Origin of the sequence: Thalassospira alkalitolerans, from assembly GCF_002115745.1 — a bacterium.
Lineage (GTDB): Bacteria > Pseudomonadota > Alphaproteobacteria > Rhodospirillales > Thalassospiraceae > Thalassospira > Thalassospira alkalitolerans.
In genome coordinates, this window is record NZ_JFKB01000049.1 from 1 (window position 1) to 1,150 (window position 1,150).

Annotated in this window: 1 protein-coding gene; it reads left to right on the top strand. The window is 39.6% G+C overall.

Translation table 11 applies throughout. The features are described from left to right. Window positions 1-167 precede the first annotated feature (167 nt). Window positions 168-644, top strand: a complete 477-nt coding sequence (locus tag TALK_RS21845; RefSeq protein WP_139833915.1) for a hypothetical protein — start codon at window positions 168-170, stop codon at window positions 642-644. Window positions 645-1,150: the final 506 nt, after the last annotated feature.

A 1,150-nucleotide genomic window follows, 5' to 3' on the forward strand; every position in this document is an offset into this window, starting at 1 on the left:
AACGGTAGAGCGAGCGTTTGAGCGGGAGGGGTTAAAGGCGGCTTGAGGGAGGGTGATGTTTTTCTCTATTGCACGCTTGATGATTAATCGTTGCTTTAAGCTCTATTTCTTAGGTACTTTTCTTATTATGTAATCTTAAGTTGATTTTAGTTTGGGGAACAGTTCCTATGCGATTTAATAATTTAGCATTATTGTCCGGCCTGTTGTGCACAATGCTCCCTTTTGAATCGCTAGCGGAAACTCATGTAGAAGACGCATACATTGTGTCTGCCTCAGGCTGCCCCACCTCTATTAACAATGTTTGGCGAATGTTGTTTGAAAGCCCGGCCACAATAATTCTTGGTCGCTGGGAGTTTGGTGAAAGCAAAAAAACAATTCATTTCTCACCTAATGGTTACGCAAATTTATACAACCAATCTGGAAAAGAATTGACAAGCGGATACTGGCAAGCAGAGCGTTGCTATCCTCAATTCAAAACCTTTGACATGAATTTGCCCCTTACAGAAAAGGGGCAAATGAAAACCTATCTTTTTCAAGTCCGGTTTGAGAGTAATTTTGAAGCAAAAATGTACACAATGACACGCAACAAAAAGCGCGGGTACATCATCCACGAAGACTACGTAAATCTATTGAAGGTTCAATAGGTTCGTAGGCAAGGGACTGTCAGTTTCAGTTGCGCTCTGGTGATGCATAGCATAATCCATTTCGCCCAGCGCACCAAGCACACCTGCTGAAATTGCTGCTGCAATAAATATCTTTTTTAACATTTTTTTATCTACTTTATTTAAATATTTCCCTTTATACATAATATCAAATAAATATTCAATAAATATTTGATACTGTGGTTCTTCATATATCTAAAATAAAAAATCAGTTCTTATCTTGAAATTGTAAAAGTTTAATTATCTTGTTTTAAGGATTATTTAGATCATCCTTGTTAGGAATATGTTAGATTGGCTGAGCAGTTTTTCGTGTTTGCATTGCATAACGCGGAGTTGACGTATCTTGCGTGGTTGGCAACCGAACACTAATATCACCGCTCGATGTGAAGCGATGTTAGAGACCTCATCCTCCGGCGGTAGTGTCGCGGTTTTTAAGCTGGATCGACTTGGGCGCTCCGTCCTGCATTTGGCTGATTTATTGGTGAGAT